Annotated in this window: 16 protein-coding genes; 11 read left to right on the forward strand and 5 right to left on the reverse strand. The window is 48.6% G+C overall.

Translation table 11 applies throughout. From position 1 onward, the window contains the following. The first annotated feature begins 87 nt into the window (after positions 1 to 87). Positions 88 to 2700 carry a 4-alpha-glucanotransferase gene (locus V7S65_RS00370; RefSeq protein WP_336386584.1) on the forward strand — a complete coding sequence of 871 codons (2613 nt, stop codon included), beginning with the start codon at positions 88 to 90 and terminating at the stop codon, positions 2698 to 2700. 62 nt (positions 2701 to 2762) lie between these two features. Next, positions 2763 to 3803: a dipeptide epimerase gene (locus V7S65_RS00375; protein ID WP_336386583.1), complete on the forward strand. Its 1041-nt coding sequence runs from the start codon at positions 2763 to 2765 to the stop codon at positions 3801 to 3803. Here V7S65_RS00375 and V7S65_RS00380 read toward each other — a convergent pair. Both V7S65_RS00380 and V7S65_RS00385 read right to left on the reverse strand, forming a co-directional pair. Continuing rightward, entirely contained in the window at positions 3779 to 4054 is a 276-nt protein-coding gene (locus V7S65_RS00380; protein WP_133256249.1) for a hypothetical protein, read from the reverse strand. The genes V7S65_RS00375 and V7S65_RS00380 overlap by 25 nt on opposite strands. Next, positions 4035 to 5570, reverse strand: coding sequence for a C25 family cysteine peptidase (locus V7S65_RS00385; RefSeq protein WP_339544933.1), 1536 nt, complete (start codon positions 5568 to 5570; stop codon positions 4035 to 4037). Before V7S65_RS00385 ends, V7S65_RS00380 begins: the two co-directional genes overlap by 20 nt. 166 nt (positions 5571 to 5736) lie before the next feature. Here V7S65_RS00385 and V7S65_RS00390 point away from each other — a divergent pair, with 166 nt between their 5' ends. The 9 genes from V7S65_RS00390 (at position 5737) to V7S65_RS00430 (ending at position 15800) form a co-directional block, all read left to right on the forward strand. Beyond that, a complete protein-coding gene (locus V7S65_RS00390; RefSeq protein ID WP_336386581.1) occupies positions 5737 to 6960 on the forward strand; it encodes a DUF6807 domain-containing protein in 1224 nt (407 codons plus the stop codon). A 127-nt stretch (positions 6961 to 7087) separates the two neighbouring features. Then, the gene (locus tag V7S65_RS00395) at positions 7088 to 7396 is read left to right on the forward strand and encodes a hypothetical protein (RefSeq protein ID WP_079468785.1); all 309 of its coding nucleotides are present in this window, start codon (positions 7088 to 7090) and stop codon (positions 7394 to 7396) included. A 19-nt stretch (positions 7397 to 7415) separates the two neighbouring features. Continuing rightward, positions 7416 to 7943 carry a hypothetical protein gene (locus V7S65_RS00400; RefSeq protein ID WP_336386580.1) on the forward strand — a complete coding sequence of 176 codons (528 nt, stop codon included), beginning with the start codon at positions 7416 to 7418 and terminating at the stop codon, positions 7941 to 7943. 14 nt (positions 7944 to 7957) lie between these two features. Beyond that, positions 7958 to 8968, forward strand: coding sequence for a DUF3137 domain-containing protein (locus V7S65_RS00405; protein WP_336386579.1), 1011 nt, complete (start codon positions 7958 to 7960; stop codon positions 8966 to 8968). Between the two features lie 371 nt (positions 8969 to 9339). After that, the gene (locus V7S65_RS00410) at positions 9340 to 11781 is read left to right on the forward strand and encodes an ATP-dependent Clp protease ATP-binding subunit (RefSeq protein ID WP_336386578.1); all 2442 of its coding nucleotides are present in this window, start codon (positions 9340 to 9342) and stop codon (positions 11779 to 11781) included. A 36-nt stretch (positions 11782 to 11817) separates the two neighbouring features. Further along, positions 11818 to 12264 (forward strand): hypothetical protein, encoded by a 447-nt coding sequence (locus tag V7S65_RS00415; protein ID WP_079468781.1) that lies wholly within the window; start codon positions 11818 to 11820, stop codon positions 12262 to 12264. A 38-nt stretch (positions 12265 to 12302) separates the two neighbouring features. Continuing rightward, the gene (locus V7S65_RS00420; RefSeq protein WP_079470003.1) at positions 12303 to 13673 is read left to right on the forward strand and encodes a DUF5458 family protein; all 1371 of its coding nucleotides are present in this window, start codon (positions 12303 to 12305) and stop codon (positions 13671 to 13673) included. A 117-nt stretch (positions 13674 to 13790) separates the two neighbouring features. Continuing rightward, positions 13791 to 14690 carry a hypothetical protein gene (locus V7S65_RS00425; protein ID WP_079468780.1) on the forward strand — a complete coding sequence of 300 codons (900 nt, stop codon included), beginning with the start codon at positions 13791 to 13793 and terminating at the stop codon, positions 14688 to 14690. Positions 14691 to 14699: 9 nt separating this feature from the next. Next, positions 14700 to 15800 (forward strand): lytic transglycosylase domain-containing protein, encoded by a 1101-nt coding sequence (locus tag V7S65_RS00430; protein ID WP_336386577.1) that lies wholly within the window; start codon positions 14700 to 14702, stop codon positions 15798 to 15800. Here the strand turns inward: V7S65_RS00430 and V7S65_RS00435 are convergent. Genes V7S65_RS00435 through V7S65_RS00445 form a run of 3 tightly spaced genes read right to left on the reverse strand, consistent with a single transcriptional unit; the run spans position 15781 to position 19127 of the window. After that, positions 15781 to 17607, reverse strand: a complete 1827-nt coding sequence (locus V7S65_RS00435) for a hypothetical protein (protein ID WP_336386576.1) — start codon at positions 17605 to 17607, stop codon at positions 15781 to 15783. The genes V7S65_RS00430 and V7S65_RS00435 overlap by 20 nt on opposite strands. A 23-nt stretch (positions 17608 to 17630) precedes the next feature. After that, the gene (locus V7S65_RS00440) at positions 17631 to 18062 is read right to left on the reverse strand and encodes a GPW/gp25 family protein (protein WP_079468777.1); all 432 of its coding nucleotides are present in this window, start codon (positions 18060 to 18062) and stop codon (positions 17631 to 17633) included. Between the two features lie 9 nt (positions 18063 to 18071). Further along, positions 18072 to 19127: a PKD domain-containing protein gene (locus tag V7S65_RS00445; RefSeq protein WP_079468776.1), complete on the reverse strand. Its 1056-nt coding sequence runs from the start codon at positions 19125 to 19127 to the stop codon at positions 18072 to 18074. Positions 19128 to 19249 lie beyond the last annotated feature (122 nt).

The raw sequence follows: 19249 nt of genomic DNA on the forward strand, positions 1-19249 counted from the left end.
ATCTCCCTAATCTTTTTTAATCAAATCCCTGAATCAGCGTAATCAGTCTGTTTTTTTCCTACTTTGTTCCGGCTTAGCCGGGACCAGATGAGTTATAGTGTACGTTTTTATCTCCGTTATCATACTTATTACGGGCAGGATTTATACCTGCTTGGTAATTTACCTGCGTTGGGTAATGAAGTTCCCCTGCATGCCCGCCGTATGCAATGGGGAAATGAAGAATGGTGGTATACGGATATCCAGCTGACACCCGGTGGTACTTTTACCCTGCGATACCAGTACCTGTTAAAAGAAGGGGAAGAAGCAGTATATGAAGGCGCTGTGCGCGAATTTGTTTTCATCCCCGGAGAACATCCCGATATTGTTTTCATAGATAGCTGGAATGATGCTTATCGCCCGGAGAATGCCTGGTTAACGGCTCCCTTTTCACGTGTTTTTTATAAAAGACCTGCCGCTGCGATTACTGCTGTACTAACAGCCACGCATATATTCCGCGTACAGGCCCCCCTGTTAACTGCCGGTAAAACCGTTTGTTTGCTGGGTAGTGATCAGTTGATGGGTAACTGGAACACCGGTAACCCCCTGCTGCTGCAATACGATGAACAGGGCTGGTTTTCTATAGCGCTGGACCTTTCCGGCGTAACGGCGCCTGTGTATTATAAATACGGCATCTACGACCTGGAGCTGCAACAATTTGTTCAGTATGAAACCGGCAGCAACCGCGAATTACACACCACTGCCGTAGCAGGGCGGCAGGTAATTTTACACGATGGATTTTTGCGCGTTGTGCATACCCACTGGAAAGGCGCCGGTGTGGCCGTACCCGTGTTCAGCCTGCGCAGCCCGGAAGGATTTGGTACCGGTGAATTTGCAGACCTGCCCGCCCTTGCGCAATGGGCGCAGCGTAAAGGACTGCAACTGATACAGCTGCTACCGGTAAATGATACTATACAAACCGGTACCTGGAAAGATTCCTATCCATATGCCGCCATTTCTTCCTTTGCGCTGCATCCGCAATATATCCGCTTACAGGACGTAGGCAGCCTGCCCGCACAACATCCGTTGCAACGGCAATTCGACCGGCTACGGCAATGGCTCAACGAAAAGGAAACCGTGGATTATGAAGAAGTGATGTCGTTTAAACTGGCCTATCTGCGGGCGCTGTTTGAAGTGGAAGGCAACCGGCTGCAAACACCTGAATACCGGCAATGGCTGGGTGCCAATGAACATTGGTTGCTGCCTTATGCCGTGTATTGCTTCCTGCGCGATCGCTATGGAACCGGCGATTTTACGCTGTGGCCGGAGTATAACGTATATGACTATACGGCTGTAAAATATCTGGCAGCGATAGATAAAAATGCTGCAGCGGTCGTGCAGTATCACTTCTTTGTACAGTATCACCTGCACCGGCAACTGGTTGCCGCCAGCACCGCGGTACACAGCTACAACGTAGTGCTGAAAGGGGATATCCCCATTGGAGTGGCACGTCACAGCGTGGATACCTGGATGAACCCGGATCATTACCACCTGGATATGCAGGCAGGCGCGCCACCAGACAGCTTTACCAGCGAAGGCCAGAACTGGGGATTTCCCACCTATAACTGGAAACGCATGATGGAAAACGGGTTGCAGTGGTGGCAGCAGCGGCTCCGCCATATGTCTGTTTACTTTGATGCATTCCGCATTGACCACATCCTCGGATTCTTCCGCATCTGGCAGATTCCGCGGGAAGCGATACAGGGAATCCTGGGATATTTTCATCCAGCCGTTCCCGTTACCCCGGAGGAAATACACGGCCGCGGCATTCACTTTGACGAAAGCAGGTACTGCCTGCCTTATATAACAGACGCCATCCTCGGGGAATTATTTGGCAACTACGCAGGCATGATGAAAGAACAGCTGATGCATCCCTTGCCGGATGGGCGCTACCAGCTATTGCCGGCATACAGCACGCAACGAAAAGTGGCGGAATCAGCATTGCCGGAAGCAATAAAAACAATCCTCTATACCCTGATAGCCGATGTGTTGCTTATAAAAGTAACTGACGCCGGCAAAGCGTTGTACCATCCCCGTTATGATATGGCCGCCACCAGGTCGTTTGCTGCATTGGATGCCAATAGTCGGGAGGCGCTGTCTGCATTGTACCACAACTACTTCTACCTGCGGCAGGAAAGCTGCTGGCGAAGAGAAGCGCTAGATAAGCTCCCCCTGATAAAAAGGGCCACGCATATGCTCATCTGCGGAGAAGATCTCGGCATGGTGCCTACCTGCGTGCCCGGCGTGATGCAGGCACAGGGCATTTTAAGCCTGGAAATTGAACGCATGCCCAAATCAGGAGATGCCCTCTTCGCAGACATATCAAAGGCGCCCTACCTGTCTGTTTTAACCCCTTCCACGCACGACATGAGCACCCTGAGAGGGTGGTGGAAGGAAAACGCATCTGTCTCCCGGAAATACTATCAGCAACAACTGCAACATACCGGACCAGCTCCTGCTACCGCCACGCCGGAACTGATCCGCGAAATTATCAGCCGGCATATGGCGGCTCCCGCCATGTGGCGCATCTTCCAGGTACAGGACCTGTTAGCTGCGGAAGCCCCGGAAAGCAACCGGCATCCTGATGCGGAAAGGATCAATATTCCCGCAGTAGCATCGTATTACTGGCGTTACCGCATCCCGCGGAACCTTGCCGACAGATGACCGGGCGCAGTTAACAATATCATAAATGCGTTGTATTTTCACAGAAAGAACCCGTTAGTAAAATGAAGCTCACCCTTTTTCCTTTTGAACTGAAATTCAGACACACTTTTACGATTTCCCGTAAGTCAAAAGATCTGCAACCCCTGCTGGTAGTAAAACTGGAACAGGAGGGCAAGAGCGGGTTGGGTGAAACCGCCGACAATGCCTATTATGAGATGACTGTACCACGGCTGATGGCAGATATTGAACAGCACCGTTCTTTTATTGAAAATTATACCCTGCACACACCTGAGCTTTTCTGGCAGGATATGTATCCGCTGCTGAAAGACAATATGTTTGCACTATGCGCGCTGGACATCGCCGCGTGGGACCTGTACGCCAAACAACAGCAACAGAAACTCTACGAGGTATGGGGACTGGATATTTCGCACAACCCACTCACCGACTACACCATTGGTATTGATACCATTGAAAATATGGTGCGGAAACTCCAGGAATTTCCGTGGCCTATCTATAAAATCAAACTCGGCACAAAGGAAGATATTGCCATTATCAAAGAGCTGAGAAAACATACCACAGCTGTTTTCCGGGTGGATGCCAATTGTGCCTGGGGAGTAGAGGAAACCCTGCGTAACGCGGTTGCCTTAAAGGAACTGGGCGTGGAGTTTATTGAACAGCCAATGGCTGTAGCAGATAAAGAGGGAATGAAACGGGTATATGATGAAGTAGTGTTACCGGTTATTGCCGATGAAAGTTGTATTGTAGAGCAGGATGTAGCCCAATGCCACGGCTATTTTCACGGCATCAATATCAAGCTTACCAAGTGTGGCGGCATTACGCCGGCGCTTCGGATGATTGCGGAAGCGAAGCGTTCAGGCATGAAGGTAATGACCGGCAGTATGAACGAAAGCACCGTGGGCACCTCTGCAGTGGCGCATCTGCTGCCGCTGCTGGATTATGTGGATATGGATGGACCGCTGCTACTGGCAGAAGACAGTGCTGATGGTATTAAGATGGAAAACGGTCGTATTATTTACGCCGACAGGTGGGGAACCGGTGCCGAGTTGTTACATGAAGATCACTCTTCTTCTTTCCACGTTTGAGCAAGGAAAACATAGTCTTCAATGCAGCCGGTGGCTACTATTATTTTGCCGGCCAGTGGCATCAGCGGGTTAGGCATAAAAGGATTTGCCCCTGACGGGCGTATCAGGTAGTCTCCCTGATCTGTTACCAGGAATACGCCGAGGTGTTCACTTTTACTGTGTTTACCAAATGTGCGGAGCACCAAACGCCCGGTAAGTGTAATAAAGGGACTGTTTTTGTCCCTGTTGCTGTTATCTGCTGACATATTCACGATACCCCAGTATTTGATTATTCTTTTCTTTCACCACTATCACCTTTGTTGAAGGTGAGTCCCCAATGGTGGCAGATTCCGAAAATACGTGAAATTTTACAGATGGCATGGAACCGCTCACATCTTCTTTCACCGCCGGGTTATTTTTCTTGTTTATAAATACTTTCGGATCCCTTTTTTCGGCGAAGTTTTTTTCGTCCAACAGCTTGTGCATCGCGTTGTGCAGCGCGGGATCTGTGGCATGTGAGCCGTCAGACGGGTGAGGTACGGCGATAAAGTCGTCCAGCATTTTACCCCGTGCTTCGAGGTTATCGCGGCGGTTTTGCAGGGTGTTCACAAAAAGTTGTGTATCACCGGGGCTGCTGGGATCTTTGTCGTTGATCACCGGCTGCCAGGATGGATCGCCCAGCAGGTAAAACTGTGCGGCTGTTTTCAGTTCGTAGGGGTCCAGCGTGGGTCCCATTTCATTCAGGAACCGTTGCCTGGCCTCCAGCAGGGCTCTCCCGGTAGAAGCGCCGTTCAGCACATTGATCACAAAATACTGTGTAAGCAGATCTGCCAGTCCCTGCCCGGTGGGCGGGCCATAGGCAATATTGGAGCTGCCTACAAAAGCGAGGGCATGATTCAGCAGGTAGCTGTTGGCCATGCTGATCCGCTTACCGCTGTTTTTCTTCGGGTCAAACAACTGGCCACCATAGCAGCATTCTGCCGCTACGATGGTGCCGTGGGTGATTTTATCTTTCAGGATATCCGATCTGAGCGCCAGTGGAAACTCGGTGGATTTTTGTCCGTAAAACCCCGGATTATAAATTGCCCCGTGGCAGTTGATGAAATGTGTTTTTGCCTGTAGCTGTGCGGCGGTCCAATTGGTGCCATTCAGCGTTTCATCGCTGCCGGGAAATATCAGCAGGTTGGCGGTACTGCCAAAAATGTTCTGGAGCGTGTTCTGGGTAGAGTTCTGCCAGTCGAAAGTGCTCATGGAAAAATAGGGGAGGTAGTCGCCCTGTTGGGAGGGCACTGCCGCCATAATATTGGTAATGAGCGTGTGCAGGTAAGAAGCATCTGCCACGCCGGGAATATCCGGCAGGCGGCCTACCACCCGGGTAGGCGAAATAAATTTACCAGGGTCCGTATCATATGGCGTGTCGCACGCATAGGGCAGATCGCTGGGGATAAAGGTATCGGGGTCATTATCTCCCGGTAATAAATTCTTCAGCCGCTGAAATGGAATGATGTCCTGTGAGCCCAGCAACAGGATATATCCGGGTGAAAAGAAGCGGTACAACTCATCAATCGCTTTTTTATTCTGGGCGTCGTCTGTAGCCTGTGTCACTGCGGTAGACTGGCAGGCTTGCATCTGTGCCGCATCATCAAGGAAGATAATGTGGGCATCCAGGTGCCTGTTGTTATCAAATGCCTGTAATGCGTTTATATCATCCAGGATCTGCTGGTGAGTGTCGCCGTATTTCTGTTGAAGGGCGGATTTATTGGTTATAATGAGTTTTGTTGTCAGCATATTAATGTGAGGGCCGGCCATAATTATCCTGATTAAGCGTTCAAAAATATTGAATTAAAGGGTAATATGGTACTGGTCTCCAAACAATATTAATATTTCCCTGCGCAAGGTATTTGCATACTGAAAAAGTAAACCGTATTTTTCAGGGAATCTACCGGCGCGTTATATGAAAAAATTCCACCTGTTATCGTTACTATCTGTTTTCTTTTATACCGGCACTTATGCACAGGTAATTGCACACTTTACTGTAAAGGCAGGGAAACTAAACCGTTATAACAGTATTGTATATACGGGCGTTCCTTCGTCTGCCACCGGTCCGGTAGTGCTGGAAGAAATAGCCGGCAGTAAACGTATACCCGTTGCCGTTAGCCGGCAGGCGGACCAGCTCTGCTGGATCCTTACAGGAGCCACTGCGGCCGGTACGGAAAGAAAGTATGAGCTGAGCAAAGGTAAAGGCGCCGCCGGCACCCTTATGAAAGCGCTTCGCCAGGATGGGCACGTACTGCTGGAACAATCCGCGCAGCCTATCCTGCAGTATAATTTTAAAACGGTACCCGCGCCTGCCGGTGCAGATACCGTGTATAACCGCAACGCATTTATCCACCCGCTCTGGGCGCCCAATGGAGTAGTGCTCACCAATATCTTCCCCAACGCTGGTCACCGCCATCATATGGGCATCTGGAACCCGTGGACGCATACGCTTTTTGAAGGACGTGAAACTGATTTCTGGAACGTGCAGAAGAAAGAAGGTAAGGTTCGCTTTGCCGGAAAAATGGAAACCTTTTCCGGAAATGTATGGTGCGGATTCAGCGCCAGCCAGGATCATATCGCATTGCTGAAAGATGGTACCGAAAAAACAGCCATTCATGAAACCTGGCTGGTACAGGCGTATCCCGCCACCAATGATGGCGCCCGCCGCCTGTGGGATTTTACTTCTACTTTTACACCGGCAACTCCTACCGGCATCACGCTGCTGCAGTACCGCTATGGCGGCGGATTCGGGTTAAGAACCACTGCCGACTTTACGGATAAAACAAGCCAGGTGCTTACCTCCGAAGGCAAAACGCGCCGCGACGCCGACAGCACCCGCGCCCGCTGGGTAAAAATATCCGGTGCCACCCCAAAGGGAAAGGCAGGACTGCTGATCATGAACTATCCTGATAATTTTGATTCTCCTGAACCGCTGCGTGTATGGCCCGAAAATGCGGAGGGCGGCGAACTGATGTTCAATTATACCCCCACCCGCATGAAGCCGTGGCAGCTGTATCCGGATGCCCGCTACCAGCTGAAGTACCGGGTAATGGTGTATAACGATGATATCACCGCGGAAGAAGCAGAGGCGGCCTGGCAGGATTATGCGTATCCCCCGGAAGTGATCACAGCGCCGTAATGTGTTTGTGAATTATCTCTTTTTCATTTATTTTCGTAACGTGAGTGATTCGGTTTCAATTCGGTTAACCTCGGAGAAGCCATGTGAACAACAGCCCTGTATTTAATAACCCTTAACCATCATCCAAATGAGTAATGTAAATGAACCTGGTAAAGACGTGCGTCCCGACAGTCCTGAAGAAGACGATGATCCGCCTTCCTGGGGTGGCGTTATTGTTGGCTTGTTACTCGGCATAGCGGGTATCGTGCTGATCTTCTACCGTTATAAACAATTTCACGCCATTAGCGACGCCAGTATCAGTATCACCAAAATTGAAATGCTGATCTATAAAGTAACAGGTGAAAGCATCTGGGCACTGATGGCTGCTTATGGGCTGGTAGCGCTGGCAGGATTCTATCTTGCTATCAGTAATTACAGCAAACTGCGGGCAAAATAATTTTTCAAAACCGTATCTGATGAATAACTTCTCCGAGCTGAAAACAACGCTGCTGGAAATCCATGAAAAAGATAGAAAGCAGACCATCTCCGCCCTCATTACCGCAGAAGTATTGGCGGTACTGGTGTTTGGGCTCATCGGCTACAGCATCTTTGCCGGTAAAAGCACTGAAACACCTACAGCCGTTCTTTTTATACTGCTGTTTATGCCGGTAGGCGTATTGATCCCCTATCTTTTTATGTTTGCACAGATCAGGAAACGGCCGGAGAAAATTAATGATTTGGTGAGCCGTCTTGAAAGAGGTGAAGCTGTGAATAACGTGAACACCTATACGGACTATAAACTTACTTTGCCACTGCGGATTATCAGGGTGCGTTTATTTCCTATGGAATATGCGCATATACAACTGGGACAAAGCCGGTCGTTTTTTAAACTGCCTTTGTCTGCGGAAAATGTGCAACCGTTTAAAGCGCTCATCAGCCAGCCATTTACAGGCGAGGTGGTAAACAGCATAGGTGGCACTGCTGCACACTGGTCCTCTAACTGATAACAGTAATTATAATGAAAACACTGGAAGAATTCAATGCCTTCCTGGATCAGCAGCTCAGGGATGAAGTAGAGTCGCTGGAGCAGCAGCGTATTACCGGCCGCAACTGGGTACGCCGGATGTGGATCGCCTCCCTGGTGCCGTTTGCTATTTTTGTTTTTTTTATCGTGCGTTTTTCCCTGCAGCCCACTTCGGGAAATGAAGGGAACAGAACGTTCATTATAGTTGCACTGGTACTGCTCGTTACCCTGGGCGGTTATGTAACACGCTATTTTATGATGAAACTGGGAGGGGTAAACGAAGCAACAGATTACCAGCCTGATTTTAAGAACAGGATTGTAAAACCACTGATCAGCTTCCTCCATCCGGACTATCACTACCAGCCCCTCAATCATGCCAGCTACGAGGAATTTACAGAAAGCGGGTTGTTTGAAAAGAAAGCATACCAGATGACCGGTAACGACCAGGTGTATGGTAAATTGGGGGAGATGAATTTTCAGTTCTGCGATCTCACGGTGACGCATATGCCGGTTGTAACCGTACGCGGACAAGGACCAGATACCGTTTTTTGCGGCAGCTATTTTATCGCGCAATTTCCACGGTACTTCAGTACGCCGGTGTATGTGCTGTCACGTAACAATAACGCTGCCGGCGACGGATATATCCAAACCTGGCATCTTGGTAAGAAAGTGTTACCGGCTGATGCCGCTTTTAATAAACTATTCATGGTATATGCCCCCGATGATGCGGCAGCACAGCAGTTGCTTACGCCGGCGCTGATGGAAAGGATTGTGGCGCTGCATGAACGCACGGCAGCGAAATTGTTTATTTCTTTTTATAATAACCGTGTTTACGTGGGCATTGATCATGGAACGGATTACTTTGAAACGACCCTGAATAAGTCACTACATAACCGGCAGATGCTGAATAATTTTTACCTGGATTTTATGTCTATGTTACAACTGGCAGAAGACCTGAAAAGTAATCTGCCTATCTGGACGTCCCGTTCATTTTCCCCGTCGTGAAAATTCCGGATGAGTATGCCTGGATTTTTTTTCGGAAGATATAAAGACCGCACGTTCCTATTTAATTGGTAGACATCCTCCCTATATCCGCTGTTATTTTTTAATGATTATTTATATTAGTAAAATATTAAATAATATTGTTTGGTTATTGACGTTCTTTAAAACCCTTTACTGTATTGTGTTTGGTGGGTTTTATTTATTGCGGGGAATAAGATATATATCCGGTGCCGGTGTGCTTAAAAAAAGAGTGCATTTTTTTCCGGAATGAATTCTATGTATATGTTTTCGCTGTATCTTTACTTTGCTTCCAAAAGAGGCAACCCGGTAATTGTAATTGTTAACTGAATTCTGAAAAACCTGGAATCATCCAAATGACCCTGTCAACCTTGACCATATTCGGCCCGGCATTGCAATCTGCTATTAGAATTGCAACAGCTATTGCAAAGGAGTATCATCATCCGCAGTTTACGCCTGCGCACTTATTGCGCGCCTGTTTGCATAAGGAAACAGGTATGGCTCCTGCATTGCATCAAATGGATATCGATGTATACTACCTGGAAGAATGGGCGGAAGTGCGGCTGGATGAGATGCCCAGGGCATCGCGTATTCCGGATGAACCGGAACCCGATGAAGCCGCAGCCGCAGTGTTGAATGAGGCCATCAGCATAGCGCAGGATAACGACAGTGAACCGGATGCGTGGAGCCTGCTCATCGCTTTGTGCACACCGGGTGTGGGCTTTTCCTATGAGCAACTCAAAACATTTCCGTTCACACGCGACCAGCTTATAAGCGCCGGCAAAAAAGGAAAAGAAACCAATACTACTAATACCGTTGCGCCGGGCGCTATTAAGCCGGGCGCACTGAAATATGTATATCGTATCACCGATCCGCAGCTGCTGAAATCCTTTCACCCGGTAATTGGCCGCGACGGGGAAATCAGGGCAGTAACGGAAGTGCTTACACGTAAAGACCGCGCCAGTGTACTGATCATTGGTGAAGGCGGGGTAGGGAAAACCGCAATGGTAGAAGGGCTGGCCCGCGCGATTGTGCAGAAGCAGGTACCGCTGCAGTTGCAATCCTCTGAAATTTACGCACTGGACTATGGCGCATTTATAGCAGGCGCCGCCTATAAAAGTGAACTGGAAGACCGTCTCCTCCAGATCATCCAGCAACTTAAACAATCAGGCAGGCATATCCTCTTTATCGATAATCTTCACAGCCTGCTGGATAAACAATCCGGTACCGGCATGGCCAATGTGCTGAAAGCAGCGCTGGGTAAAGGGGAGATCATCCTGATAGGAACCACCACACCGGAAGGTTTCCGTAAACTTATTGAGCCGGATGCTATCCTGCGGCACCGTTTTGAAACGATTACACTGGCAGCGCCCGATGAAACGCTGGCAGGAAGAATGGTAAGTGCCGTGGTGCCGGTGTATGAAAACTTCTACCAGCTCAAAGTTTCACCCGAAGGGATATACGAAGCCATCCGTTTGTCAAAACGTTACCTGAAGGAAAGAAGCCTGCCGGATAGCGCCGTAAACCTGCTGGACCGCACAATGGCCGCAGTTAGAGCGATGGAAGATACCAGCCAGCCGCTGTTGCAAATTTTACAACAGGAATTTGCTGATCTGAATAGTAAGGAATCCTTACAGGAAGCCGATCTTCATTGGTTTTACCGCCAAATGAAAGAAAGACTGGGTGTACTGTTATCATCCCGTTTGCATACAGATACCGATCCTGATAAGATAACATCTGTTCCGGAACTGCAATCTTCATTGCAGCAATTGCTGGAGCAGCTGGAAACAATAGCCGCCAACCGGCAGGAGGAAGTAACCCCGGTGGATCTGGCCACCATGATTGCTGCCATAACAGGCATTCCCCTGGGCAAGGTGCAATCGCAGGAAAGGGAACGGCTGATCAATATGGAAGCGCAACTGCGCAAACGCGTAGTAGGGCAGGACCATGCCCTCAAAGCAGTAGCAGATGCGATCCTGGAATCCCGCTCCGGCCTGAGCCGCCCCGGGCAACCAATAGGCTCCTTCTTTTTCCTGGGGCCAACAGGAACCGGTAAAACAGAGCTGGCAAAATCACTGGCGGATTTTCTTTTCCAGGACGAACGCTCCATGATCCGTTTCGACATGTCGGAATTCAAGGAGGAACACGCCGCAGCGCTGTTATATGGTGCCCCTCCCGGATATGTGGGATACGAGGAAGGCGGATTACTGGTAAATAAAATACGGCAACAGCCCTATGCCGTGGTGTTGTTTGATGAAATAGAAAAAGCGCATCCGTCTGTATTTGATATTTTTCTGCAGATCATGGACGAAGGAAAGCTGCACGACAGGCTGGGAAAAACAGGCGACTTCTCCAATGCGCTGGTGCTGTTTACTTCCAACATAGGCAGTGAAGCTATTACCCGGTCTTTTCAGGAAGGCGTGATTCCTGCTTCGCAACAGCTGATGGAGTTAATGGCCCGTCACTTCCGGCCGGAGTTTTTGGGCAGGCTCACGGAGATTGTTCCCTTCGGACCTATCCAGTCTGCCAACGTAGAAAAGATCTTCGATATTCATTTACAGCATTTACTGCAACTGCTGGAGCAACAGCAGATCAGTTTTACTGTAACAACAGATGCCCGCCGGCACCTGGCGCTGATGGGATATTCTCCCCAGTATGGCGCACGGCCGCTGCGGGAGGTGATACGGGGACAATTACGGAAGCCATTGTCGAGAATGATCATCGACGGCAGCCTCCGGAAAGATATGACGGTAACACTGGATATAAAAAATGATCAGTTAGACTGGACAATAATTTGATGATTGTCAGATTCCAAAATTCTAAATTTATCTCAAATGAACGACAACTACGGAATTGGCGGCACAGAAGTGAAGCTGGACGCCAACGAAGCCATCGCGGAAATTTCGCACAACCGTACCTTGTTTGCTGAAAAGTTAACCCAGCAGGCACCTGTTAAACCGGAAATAGTGGAAGGGCTTACTTCCGTAGAAAGTGTGTTTGAACACTTCAAACCGGCAGTGAATGTAAGTTTCCATGATGCAGAAGGCCGCCCTGTGCCGGAAAAATTACAGTTCCACCACCTGGGCGATTTCGGCGTAAAAGGTATCACTGCACAAAGCGCTTTTCTGAACGACCTGGCCACTGAAAAGGAACAGTACCTGAAAATTATGAAACAACTGAAAACGAATAAGATCCTGAAGTCAGCCCTGGCAGATCCGGACGCCCGTAAAGCCATGCTGAACGCTATTCGTGGAATGATGAAAGACCTTAATACCAAATAATTAACCGTTGCCTATACGGGAACATAACCTCAATGATTATGGCAGAATTACAGAAAAACGAGGAACTGCAGAATGAAAGCCTGTCTTCACAGCAATCTGAAGTAAACCTTGCCGGAAGTATTGAAGACCTGGCAAAGTATGGCGGCTTCGACCTGCTGGAAGCAGCCGTGGAAGGTGCGCAAAACCTGAACCCCGATCGTAAGGCGCGCCGCAATATCTTTTTGACCGAAGCCGGCAAAAAAACAGAAAGAGATAAATTAAAGAAGATACTGTCCCTCTGGGAAAAAGTATTGTCCGAAACAAACGAACTGCCTGAAATGGTGGACTACTGCACGTCTCATGCAGAAGAAGCGGAAAAGGTGCTGTCAACTAATCTCGGGGAAGCAGTAGAGGCTACCCGGGAGCTGGAGCAGTCGTACCGCAATGTAGCCCTCTTCTTCAAAAATACAGAGTCGGACAAGGTAAAAAATATATCCTTCATCAACGTGGAACTGGAGCAGCTCAAAGACCTGGATAACACCCGGTTTATTGATGCCATCAGTACCGAACTGGTGAACAACTACGATCGCCTGGATCTTCGCACCAACTACAGCCTGCTGGTGATTCCCGGCTACCTGGGCTCCAACAAGGTGATAGAGAAATGGGCAAAAATTGCGCATGAAAACAAAGCCATGCTGGTAACAGATTTCGCGCATCTCGACGCACCGGATGATGTAATGGAGATGTTTGAACTGGCGAATCTGACCGGTGGGGAAATTCATCGCTCCAATGTAATCATGTCCTGCAACTGGCTGGTTGGCCGCGGGAAATTTGATGAAGTGGGAGAGCAGGAACACCTGTATGTACCACCTTCCGGCGCACTGGCAGGTAAGATCTATAAAACCCTGATGTCGCAGGTGACCGCCGGTAAGAAATTCGGTGGCATGAACGAAGTAGATGGGGTGAAATTTGAACTGAAGAAAAGTGAAATCGCCAGCCTGGAAAAAATGGGCCTGGTACCAATGGTGAAAGAATACGGAAAAGTGATGGCGTTCAGTGCCAAAACACTGTTCAACGGGGATAACCTGGGGCTGCAAACCTATTCGGTAGTACGTGTGTTCGACTTTGTAACTAAAGTGCTCATGGACTTCCTGAACCGCAGGGCCTTTGAAAATTTCAACGCCAATACCCGCAAGGACCTGATGAAACAGATCATCCGCTTTCTTGATGGCATCACGGGACCGGACAAGCTGATCGAAGATTTTAATATCCGCCGTTTCGAGCAGGACCCGATACAGAAAGACCGTATCCACCTGGATATTCATCTGAAGCCTTATTTCCCTGCCAAGAACTTCCTGATCAAAATGGAGGGGCAAAGAGGCGATGATGCGGCAGATTGGGATACTACTTACGAACAGGATGGTAAATAGCCGTCAGCGGTCAGCTTTGGGGCTTAAATGTGCATTTGGGAGTAACCTCCCATCCCGGAGCTGATTGCTTTAACCCCCGTAGATAAAATATCATAAGCATTAAAGCCAATTGAAACGATGAAACATGTGCTGTGCAGTTTGCTGCTTTGTTTGTTAATCACAGGCGCCTTGTCAACGGTAAGTGCCCAAACGGGCACAGATAGTATTCTGACCACCAAAGGCGCTGTGACGCTGATCACATCCGGTGCGCCTATCAGCACTTTCCAGATCGGCGACGGGAAAAACACCGACTACGATTACCGTATCGTGGATGGTAACATGGTTTTTCTGCGCCCTATAACGCCTACTCCCCGGCCTACCAACCTGATAGTGAGAGAAGGAGAAAATATCCACTACATGATTATTGCCTTCCGCGATAAAGTGGACCTGGCCCGCCTGAAGTATACGCTGTCCGGTAAAACCAAAACAACCGGCGCGTTTACCACACCAGAAACAGCGCCACAGGCGCCCCGTGCCGGCTATGGCGAAAGGGACGGACAAATCTCCCTGGCAGAAGTGCCCGAAGAAACCGGACACCTGATCAGTGTTGATACCGTAACAGTTGGTAAAATTGCGGAAGACTTCGGGAAAGACCGTAAAGTGAACCGCCAGTATGAAGTGAAAGTGGAAGATGTGAGCGTTGGATATGCACAGGCCATGACACTGAACAACATGAACTACTTCTGTTTCCGTATCCGCAATAAAGGAAAGGTACCCTTTGAAATAGTGAAGACCAGCCTGCTGCACAAGGAAAAGAAAGATACCGCCCTGTTGCATGCAATGCCTATCCTCTATAAAAAAGGACCGGAAACCATAGCGCCAAAAGAAGAGGCCAACGAAGTATTTGTAGTGCCTTCCAAACAATTCAGGAAGGAAGATGAAGTGATCATTGTGCTGCAAACCACCGAAGGAAAACAACAGCTGGTATTGTATGTACCGGTAACCGTGTTCCCGAAATACATGCTGGCGAAGCAATAGAAAAACCAAATGAAGAAACAGGTTGTTCTGATAGGAATACTGCTGTTGCTGTTGCCGCGTTACACCACGGCGCAGCAGGTGGATTTCTGCGGTGAGGTGGTGCCTATGGAAAGGGACTTTGTTTCTTACCGCCTCATGGATGTTATTAAACGCAACCTGCGCTACCAGGGCTATCTGCCGGCACTGCGGTTGAAAGCGGAACAATATTTCCCGGTGATAGAACCCATATTGCAACAATACCAGGTACCGCTGGATTTCAAATACCTGCCTATTGTGGAAAGCGGTTTAAGTAATGCCACCTCACCTGTTGGCGCACAAGGCGTGTGGCAGATCATGCCCGGTACTGCTGCTGAACTGGGACTAACCGTTAGCGCAGGCTACGACGAAAGGAATCATCTGATCAAAGCCACACACGCCGCCTGTAAACTGATACGGTTATTACACCAGCAGCTCAACTCCTGGACGCTGGCCGCAGCAGCCTATAACGCCGGTTCGGGTAACATCTCCCGGAACATAAAACGCCAGGGGAGCAGTGATTACTACCAGCTACTGCTGAATAACGAAACAGCCCAGTATATCTATAAGATCATCGCTATAAAACAGCTTTTTGAAAGTCCCGAGTTATACCTGCCGGGTTTTGGATACAATGTGTTCAGTAAAAGTTCTGCTAACGGTTCCGTCTTCTCTACGCCCGCACCAGTAAGCAAAGCGGGCGACAAAGATTTTAATTCTATCCGTATCTCTGTAGGTAAACAAGCCATTAGCCGGCCGGCAATAGTGACATATGCTGCCCGGCTGAAAATCAGCAAAGCCTTTGAAGATGGCCAGCTGATAAGCATCCAGCTATTGGACGATCTGCAGGCGAATGGCGTGTACATCCGCAAAAATGCGAGCCTCTCCGGCAAAGGCTGGATGGTGGGCAGCCGGATCTATGTGGATCTTGGCTTTGAAAATGCCGTAGTGTTATATGCCGCGGATGGCAAAAAAGGAGTGCCCGCCGACTTGCTGAAAACCGGCGGAGATGTACAGTTGCGCGGAAGAAGCGATAACAGGAGCGCTATTTCTGTGCTTCCTTTACCGGCTGATGCACTTACATCAACACTTCATTAATAAACACCCGGAACGGAAAAGTATTACTGGACTTTTCTTCCAGCTGTAAAAGCAATTCCTCTTTCATGTATTGCAAATTGGCAGCAGGATAACGTTCGGTTTGCTGGAATAATGAAATACGGATATCAAGCGTACGGCTGTAACCCGCATTCATACCAGGCTGCAGGGCCATCCCTTTAACAACAGTGGCCGATTTCATTTCCCTTCCGAAAATAGTACGGCAAAGCGCCTTGATATCTTCCGGGGTAACCACACGGTTGTGCGACAGTAAATGAGAACGGTACAGGTTAATTTTCTCATCAATATTCAGCCTGTCTTTTCCCCCCTGCGTATTGCTCAGCAGTGTGATACTGTTGGGACGGGTATTGATGCTGCCATATTCCAGCAGCCGCGTACCCATGCGGATGTTATTCGCGGCGGTGCCGTTGGTAGAATAGAATTCCAGGAAGATGTATTCTGCATTTTCTTTGGGTTTCACCATCACATAAGGAATATTTCCTTTATTGTTACCGGGTTGCAGCTGTTCTTCCAGTGAGGCAATCAGCTGATGCAGTTCCCGCATGCGGTTGGTAACAAAATCATTCTTTACTTCTTCAAATAAAGAGCTTTCGTCGCGGATTACTTCCACGAGGTATGCAATCACTTCTTTGGCTTCGCGGGTATCAAAACGCCCGATGCCACTGCTGCGGATCACCAGCTCCCCTTCCTGCATTTGTCCGGCTGTAGAGAAGTTGCGCACATAATAATCGGTTCCTTCCAGATCATATACGCGTTTGATATCAAAGAAGATATCCGGTGTTTGCAAAGGAATGATATTCAGATAACGATTCAGTTTCATGGACTGCTCGTTATTTTTTTTGTTGATGACCGGGAAACAGTTGATGCTGCAATACAGGTCTTCCAGCAGGGTATGGTGCAGCGCTTCCGGAAACTCGATGCGTAACCAGTGCACCTCTTTGTTTAAGCGGGCGGTATCCTGACCAAAGATCCTGGTGAGGGCTTCCGGTGTGCGGGAGGCAAGAGGAGGCTGCGTATCCGTGATGGTAAGGAAGTGACGGCGGAAACGTTGCAGGATATGCTGGCTGTAACGGGAGTTATTATTTACCGCCACCTGGATCATATTATCAGTTTCTTCTTCTGCCACGCTCCGGCTGTGGTGATAGCCGCCTTTTATCATCAGTTCCCTGTTGCCGCTGAATACTTTTGCCAGCGGGAGATAGTGATAAAACATTTCCTGCTGATGGATATTCCGCAGGTCAAAAAAGAAGGACATGCCTTCCCAGGAGTTCGGTACATCTTCCAGTGAAATGCCTATCCATAAATGATTGGGGGCCATATCCGGAAAAACCTGCCCCTGTAATATCTGCTCTTTGAACCAGTGATCGCGGGTTTCGTACAGCTTATTACCAATGGCCATGTATTGTACTTGTCCGCGGAACAGGCGGTGACTGGTCACCGGTGCAAAGAACAGATCGCGGTTATGCGTGCCTGATTTGGTATGATGATAAAACTGGTGATCGGCATGAATATCGGCTACCGGTTCAGTGGCAATGGCGTGGAGGATGCCGTAGGCAGGCTGACTGCTGGTAATTGGTTCCGGCATCATGATCTGTGCGAGCCGCTCTACCAGCCGGGCATGTGAAACGTCTACTTCTCCTGAAATTTTCTCCAGCTCGCTGGCGCAGGCTTCCAGCAGGAGTTGCACTACCGGGTCAAAAGAAGTTTCCACTTCTGCATCCGGATATCCCCATAAACGTGCAGCTGTTTTCAGCATGCGGTCTTTTATTCTTTCTTTTTTTTCTTTCATGAGAGCGGTTAATAAACAAGTAATCAATCGTACGACAACGGGCTGATGTAAAAGAAGCTGCTGTACTGAAACGGATGATTGTTTTTGGTAACGTTTCCTGAAACGGTTACCCGGATCTTCTTTTTCATCTTACGGGTAGATGGCAGCAACAGCTCTTCCTGGTTCACAGCGGCCACTACCCTTATTTGCGAAATCCGTTTTTCGTACCGGGTAATGGATGCTTTAACCGCATTTTCTATCTGTTCCTTTACTTCGTTATTGGAAGCTTTGATGTCAAAGTCGCTGTCCCACCATTGGCAGCCGTAATTGGGATCATCTTTATTTTCCCCCAGTACGGTAGTAATGAGCAGGTGGATATGCTGTGCGATAGAGTCTTCCAGCGAAATGGCCGGCATATCTTTTTTCTGCAGCAGCTGTGAAAAGTCGATGGGTAATTGATAATATTTTCCTTTCATGATATCAGCTTAAAATATGCCCAGCACTTTTTTGCGGTCGTACATGATGAGAATTTCCTTTACACATCCTTTCTCGTCTTTTGCCAGGTTTACTCTTTCTATTTTGAATTTCTTCTTTCCATAAATCCGTTGGCAGAAGTGCGTGAAGTTATCCACGTCGTTGGTATTGAGTACTACTCTTGCATTGAGGTTATTGCAGAGGTATTGAGCGAAGTCGTTAGCCGTTTTTTGTTTCAGCGTCACCTGGGTGAGCATGTATTTAAACTCATCATCGGAGATGGTAGGCCGTGGCTCTTCTTTCTTTACCGGTGCTTCCGGCGTTGGTGCAGGCAGTGGTACCGGGTTAAAGGCCGGTTCGGGCTGCTCTTCATGCTGCGGGGCTCTTGCAGGGAATACGGTGATATGTTTCAGTACCATATGGCTGCTATCGCCGTTGATGATCAGTGACAGGGTTCTTTCACCGGGAGAGGAGAAAGTATAGGTAACAGAAGAACCGCCATGAGGCTCTGCATTATCCTGCAACAGGCGCCAGGTCCAGCTTTTGGCAGTTGGAGTAGAGTTGGTAAAGGTAACCGGCCGGCCTGCAAATGCTTCAGCGGGGCCATCAATAACCGGGAAGATATCGGGTTGACTGCTGGTGGCAGCAGGTGTATTCATGATCACCAGTACTTCTTTACGCCAGGTGCATTTGCCGGAAGTGAGGGTGATCATATAGCTGCCGGCTTTGTTAAAAGAGTGATATACCTGTCTGCCGGTGGCCCTGGCACTGGAGTCGCCGAATTCCCAGGAGTAGTCTGCAATTTTTTTATCAGCGCTTTCTGCATTAAAGGTGATCACTTCTCCTACGGCATATGCTTTACTGTTACTATTTTGAATATGACTGAGTTTTATATCTGTATTACTGCAATCTTCCCGGCCGTCGAGCTGAAAAGCCAGCAGCACAATGCTAATGAGGAACAGGCCCAGGAAGGTCCACAGTACCATCGGGTCAACATGACTGGCAATTTTTCCAAAGGGTCTGAATGAATTTACCTTGCGTTCATTTTCGGGTTTACGGGGGGCCATCGGTTTTTCAGGTTTTTACAATTTTAGTGTTTTTTTTAGATAAATTGCCAAAGATAAATGACCGTAGAAAAAATTTTTTCCCGGTTCAAAATTTAAGCCGTAATATTCACAATAATAAAATC

It is taken from the genome of Chitinophaga sp. CCNWYY40 (assembly GCF_037483205.1).
GTDB classification, from domain to species: domain Bacteria; phylum Bacteroidota; class Bacteroidia; order Chitinophagales; family Chitinophagaceae; genus Chitinophaga; species Chitinophaga ginsengisegetis.